Consider the following 5,321-nt stretch of genomic DNA (forward strand, 5'->3'; position numbering starts at 1 on the left):
CGCTTTCTCTTTGTCCCAATCAGCCCGGTCGATGACGATCTCCCAAAAAATTCCCATCAAGAAAGGAAGAGGCCATGAGGATGGCGGTGCGTCCGGTGGTGTTAGCGGCGGCGGTCGGGATGGCGGCGTTGACCGGCGGTGTGCTGGTCGCACCGGCCGACTCGGCGCTGGGCCGGTTCGGTTCCGCGGTCGGCCTCGGCGCCTCGCCGGCGGAGGCGGCACTTCCGCTCGGGGCGGTGGCTGGTTCTGCCGGCGGCGGCACCATCGCCCCGATGCTGGAGCAGGTGACCCCGGCCGTCGTCAACATCTCGGTGCTGAGCCAGGCCCCCCAGGCGGAAAACCCGCTGCTGCGCGACCCGTTCTTCCGCCGCTTCTTCAACCTGCCGGACCAGATGCCGCAGTCCAAGCCGCAGGTCAGCGCCGGGTCCGGCGTGATCGTCGACGCCCGCAACGGCTATGTCGTCACCAACAACCATGTGGTGGAGAACGCACAGGAGATCGCGGTCACCCTGAAGGACCGCCGCCGCCTGCGCGCCAAGCTGATCGGCCGCGACGCCGCCACCGACATCGCCCTTCTCCAGATCAAGGCGGAGGGGCTGACCGCCCTGCCCATCGGCGACTCGGACCGCGCCAAGGTCGGCGACTTCGTGGTCGCCATCGGCAACCCGTTCGGGCTGGGGCAGACGGTCACCTCCGGCATCGTCTCCGCCCTTGGCCGCAGCGGGCTGAAGATCGAGGGCTACGAGGACTTCATCCAGACCGACGCCTCGATCAATCCCGGCAATTCCGGCGGGGCGCTGGTCAATTTCCAGGGCGAGCTGATCGGTATCAACACCGCCATCATCGGCCCGGCCGGCGGGTCGGTCGGCATCGGCTTCGCCGTACCGGTCAGCATCGTGCGGTCGGTGATGGAACAGCTGCGCGAATATGGCGAGGTGCGGCGCGGCCGGCTGGGTGTCGCCATCCAGGATTTGACGCCGGACCTGGCGGAAAGCATGAGCCTGAAGGGCGACGAAGGCGCGCTGATCGCCAAGATCGAGCGCGGATCGCCGGCCGACAGCGGCGGCCTGCGCAGCGGAGACGTGGTGATCGCGGTCGATGGACGCCCGATCCGCAGCGCCACCGATTTCCGCAACCGCATCGGTCTTCTGCGCGTCGGCACGCCGGTACAGTTGACGGTGATGCGCGAGGGCGGGCAAAAGTCCGTCACCGTCCGCACCCAGCGTTGACGCCGCCCGCTGTGAGGAGCCGCCCCGTACCGGCATGATGCGTTCCACCCCACCCCGCCGCCCGGCCGCTCCGCCGGCCCCATCGCCCGGCCGCAGCGCGGCCCAGCGCCAGCGCGAGATCGCGACGCTGCTGATGCGGCTCGACGGCATGCTGAAGCAGTCCGCCGAGCTGGCGCAGACGGCGCGCGAGCGGGTGTCGGTCGGCGGGCTGGCCCGCTACCGCCGCTTCAGCCGGCGGGTGCGCGACTTCTTCGCGCTGGCCGCCCTGACCCAGGAACGGCTGGACGCGGCGCCGGAGGAGATGGAGGATCTGATCGATCCGATGACCACCGCGCTGGAGCGTCTGCACGCCCGCATGGTGGTCCAATTCGTGGAGGGCAGCGCCGCCTTCTTCTCCAGCTTCGCACGGGTCAAGGCCCTGCCCATCGGCACCCATGAGATGTGCGGGGTGGAGTTGCGCGGCGTCCTGGAAATCCGCAAATTCCTGGACGACCCGCTTTACGAGGGGGAGCGCGGACAGGCTCTTCGTGCCGAGGCCGACCGCATCGCCGCCCTGATCCGCCGGGTGATGGACCGCATTCCGCCGCTGCCCGACTTCGGCGACGAGCCGAGCATCGGCCCGCGCGGCACGCTGAACAGCCCGCTGAAGGGGCCGAACGCCCATATGCCGCCCGGCCGCGCCGCTGCCCGCCCGGTTGCCGGCCGCCCGCCTGCCGTGCCGCCGTCCGCCCCGCCGACGCAGAGCCCCAGCACCGAGGTCCGGTCGCTCAGCCTCGACCAGTTCGAGGACGACGACGAGGATTAGAGGGAGGAGGAGCAGCAGGGAAGGGGGCCGGATCGACCGTCCCGCCCCCCATGGCGTTCCCGCTTGCCGATCAATGCCGGTGCTTGCCTTCGTCGGCCGTCAAGGCGCCGACCGCCGCACCGGCGGCACCGCCCAGCAGTCCGCCATAGATCGCGCTGCCGCCGGTGACGGCGCCGATGGCGGCACCGCCGGCAGCCCCGATGGCACCCCCGGTCAGCGCGCGGTTTTCGCGATGGTTCAGGTTCGAACAGCCGCCAAGCAGGGTCGCGCCGATCAGCAGCGCCGTCGCTCCGGTGGTGAATGTCCGCATCGTGGTCTTCATCGGTCTCTTCCTTCAAAGCACAGGCACGTCGATAAGCCGACCGCCCGCACCATCGGACAGGGCAGGACGGTCAAGCTTATGTTTGGTGAGTGAGGGCGGGTGTTGCTGTGACCATTTCGGGGTATCGCCGCTATCCGTCCGCAGCCTTCCACCCCTTCGATGTACCGACGATGCGGGACACAGAGCCGGTGCGACGCCGAATCAACGCCTTGTCCGACGAGGTCGTCGCACCGGCCGCTACTCGACCCCGCCGTCGATAGCCTGATACCGATGGGCGATGGACCACTCCCCTTCCGGGGGAGGGAGCAGCGACGAACGGACAGTTGCGCCGGTGGCGGGCTTCTCCCAATATCCGGTCGATCGGCAAATGTCAGAGCGGCCGTTCCGCAATCACCGTTTCATTGGGGCCTATGGAAGACATCGACCGCCAAAGAACGCTTGCCTATTTCGAAAGGCTGGGAAAAGAGCGGGTGCGGCTCTATACCGCCATCGACTGCGACCGCTTTCTCGGTGACTGGCAGGTCCGTGAACTGGCGGATCAATGGCTTGATGCCAAGAATGCCGAAGGTGGTTCGCGCCCGTTGGGGTGGCCCTTGTTGCGGCGGCTGCTGGCCGACCGCCGTCCCTGACCGCTTGCCTTCTCAGCCCCGCTCCGGGAACAGCCCGAGCAGCCCATCGCGCGAGGCGGCGCAGACGCCGCGTTCGGTGATCAGACCGCTGACCAGCCGGGCCGGGGTGACGTCGAAGGCGTAGTTCGCCACCGGACTGCCGTCGGGAGTGACCCGCACCGTCTCGGTCCGGCCGTCGGCGGTGCGGCCGGTCAACTCGCTCACCTCGCGGCCGTCGCGCTCTTCGATGGGAATCTCCCGGACGCCGTCGGCAATGGTCCAGTCGATGGTCGGCGACGGCAGACCGACATAGAAGGGCACGCCATTGTCATGCGCGGCCAACGCCTTCAGATAGGTGCCGATCTTGTTGCAGACATCGCCGGTCGCGGTGGTGCGGTCGGTGCCGACGATGCACAGATCGACCTTGCCATGCTGCATCAGGTGGCCGCCGACATTGTCGGCGATGACCGTGTGGGGGACACCGTGATGCTTCAGTTCCCAGGCGGTCAGGCTGGCGCCCTGGTTGCGCGGCCGCGTCTCGTCCACCCAGACATGCAGCGGGATGCCCTGTTCGAAGGCGGCATAGACGGGGGCCAACGCCGTGCCCCAATCGACGGTGGCGAGCCAGCCGGCATTGCAATGGGTCAGCACATTCACCGGCTCACCCGGGGACTTGCGCGCCGCCGCGGCACCGATCAGGGCGGCACCGTGCAGTCCGATGGAGCGGTTGATCTCCACATCCTCGTCGGCGATGGCGGCGGCCTCCGCCTCGGCGGCTTCGACACGCTGCGACTCCGGCAGCGGCGCCAGCAGGGCGCGCATGCGCTCCAGCGCCCAGCGCAGGTTGACCGCGGTCGGGCGGGTTGCCAGCAGGGTGGCGCAGGCCCGCTCCAGCCCGCGGTCGCTGGCATCGGCGCGCAGGGCCAGCGCCACGCCATAGGCCGCCGCCGCGCCGATCAGCGGGGCGCCGCGTACCAGCATGGCGCGGATGGCGTGGGCGGCGTCCTCCAGGCCGGTCAGGCGGACGACCGCGAAATCGTGCGGCAGACGGGTCTGGTCGATGATGGCGACGGCTCCCTTGCCATCCGGCCAGATGGTGCGATAGGCCGTCCCGTCGATCTGCATAAAACCATCCTCCCCTTGCCCCATCCATCCCGGCCCTATCCTTACCAAGGCGGGATGTCTTTGTCGGCACCCCACAATAGGCGGTGGCCGCGGCCGCTTCAACACAGGTAGCGTTCGGCGGAACCGTCACCCGCCGGCCGGTGTTACCGTTTCCGGCCAAGCATGAAGTGGCCGTATCCCCAGATGGTTTCCGACACGATGCCGTTGCGCGCGCTGCGTTCCCAATCCTCTCCGCTCTACCGGCTGCCCGGCTCGGCACTGGTCCTGATCGCCTGCACCGCCGCGGTTCTGCTGACCATCGGGCTGTCGGCCGTCTTCGCCTGGCGCGACCGCAACGAGGCGGTGCAGCAGGCGACTGGTGTCGCCGGCAACATCGGGTTGCTGGCGGCGGAGCATGCCGCGCGGCTGATCGAGTCGGGCGACCTGCTGCTGACCCAGACGGCGACGCTGGCCGGTTCGGCCGGGACACCGCTGCCGGACGACGCGGCGACCCGCGACCGCATGGCGATACTGGCGGCCAGCGCCCCCCATGTGGTCGGGCTGGAGATCCGCGATGCTGCCGGCGCCCTGCGCCTGTCGACGCTGCCGGACGCCGCACCGGGCGCCGCTCTGACGGGGCTGAAGCGGGACGGGATGACCGTCGGCGGCGGCCGGATGGGCCGGCGCCCGGTGGTCACCCTGGCGCAACCTCTGCCGGGCGATTCCGCTGCGGGTGGCCTGCCGCGCGGCTGGGCGGTGGCCGGTCTGGATGCGCGGGCCTTCCGTGACGTCTATCTCTCGCTCGACGTCGGCTATGGCCACAGCATCTCCATCCTGCTGCCGGACGGCACGCCGCTTCTGCGCGAACCGGAGGGCGGCGGCACCATGGGCGGCAATGCCGGGGATGAATATGGCAGTCATGCCGACGACATCACCGTGAGCCGTCCGATCGGCGACACCGGCCTGTCGGCGGTGGTGACCATCGCCACCGACAGCGTCCTGCGGCGCTGGAGCGAACGTTTGTGGATCTATGCCGCCTTCGCCGCCGCGGCCTGCGCGACGGTGGCGGTGATCGGCGCGCTCGCCATCCAGCGTGCCCGCCGCGAGCGCGAGGCCGAGGACGCCCTGCAGCACGCCTACGACACGCTGGAGGAGCATGTCCACCAGCGCACCGCCCAGCTGGAGCGCGCCAACGCCCAGCTGGAGGCCGCGGTGACCGACAAGGAGGTGCTGCTGAAGGAGGTGCAGCACCG

The 5,321-nt window shown here is 69.6% G+C and carries 5 protein-coding genes and 1 pseudogene; 4 read left to right on the forward strand and 2 right to left on the reverse strand.

Features of this window, described 5'->3' with window-relative positions:
- Nucleotides 1-74: 74 nt before the first annotated feature.
- Nucleotides 75-1,229 carry a Do family serine endopeptidase gene (locus I71_RS25320; RefSeq protein WP_085940786.1) on the forward strand — a complete coding sequence of 385 codons (1,155 nt, stop codon included), beginning with the start codon at nt 75-77 and terminating at the stop codon, nt 1,227-1,229.
- Nucleotides 1,230-1,263: 34 nt separating this feature from the next.
- Nucleotides 1,264-2,034, forward strand: coding sequence for a hypothetical protein (locus I71_RS25325; protein ID WP_042700310.1), 771 nt, complete (start codon nt 1,264-1,266; stop codon nt 2,032-2,034).
- 70 nt (nt 2,035-2,104) lie between these two features.
- Here the strand turns inward: I71_RS25325 and I71_RS25330 are convergent, their stop codons facing one another.
- Nucleotides 2,105-2,356, reverse strand: a complete 252-nt coding sequence (locus tag I71_RS25330) for a hypothetical protein (protein WP_042700313.1) — start codon at nt 2,354-2,356, stop codon at nt 2,105-2,107.
- A gap of 410 nt (nt 2,357-2,766) precedes the next feature.
- Between I71_RS25330 and I71_RS25335 the strand changes: the two genes are divergently transcribed.
- Nucleotides 2,767-2,985: a hypothetical protein gene (locus tag I71_RS25335; protein WP_042700316.1), complete on the forward strand. Its 219-nt coding sequence runs from the start codon at nt 2,767-2,769 to the stop codon at nt 2,983-2,985.
- A 12-nt stretch (nt 2,986-2,997) separates the two neighbouring features.
- Here the strand turns inward: I71_RS25335 and mtnA are convergent, their stop codons facing one another.
- The gene (gene mtnA, locus I71_RS25340; RefSeq protein ID WP_042700318.1) at nt 2,998-4,089 is read right to left on the reverse strand and encodes an S-methyl-5-thioribose-1-phosphate isomerase; all 1,092 of its coding nucleotides are present in this window, start codon (nt 4,087-4,089) and stop codon (nt 2,998-3,000) included.
- A 183-nt stretch (nt 4,090-4,272) separates the two neighbouring features.
- Between mtnA and I71_RS25345 the strand changes: the two are divergent.
- Nucleotides 4,273-5,321, forward strand: a pseudogene (locus tag I71_RS25345) (sensor histidine kinase); the annotation flags it as partial.

It is taken from the genome of Azospirillum sp. B506 (assembly GCF_000333595.1).
Taxonomy (GTDB): domain Bacteria; phylum Pseudomonadota; class Alphaproteobacteria; order Azospirillales; family Azospirillaceae; genus Azospirillum.

Bases quoted from the DNA above. Each gene is read 5' to 3' on its own strand.
- I71_RS25325 (WP_042700310.1), top strand. From the start codon at position 1,264: ATGATGCGTTCCACCCCACCCCGCCGCCCGGCCGCTCCGCCGGCCCCA.
- I71_RS25320 (WP_085940786.1), top strand. From the start codon at position 75: ATGAGGATGGCGGTGCGTCCGGTGGTGTTAGCGGCGGCGGTCGGGATG.
- I71_RS25330 (WP_042700313.1), bottom strand. From the start codon at position 2,356: ATGAAGACCACGATGCGGACATTCACCACCGGAGCGACGGCGCTGCTG.
- mtnA (WP_042700318.1), bottom strand. From the start codon at position 4,089: ATGCAGATCGACGGGACGGCCTATCGCACCATCTGGCCGGATGGCAAG.
- I71_RS25335 (WP_042700316.1), top strand. From the start codon at position 2,767: ATGGAAGACATCGACCGCCAAAGAACGCTTGCCTATTTCGAAAGGCTG.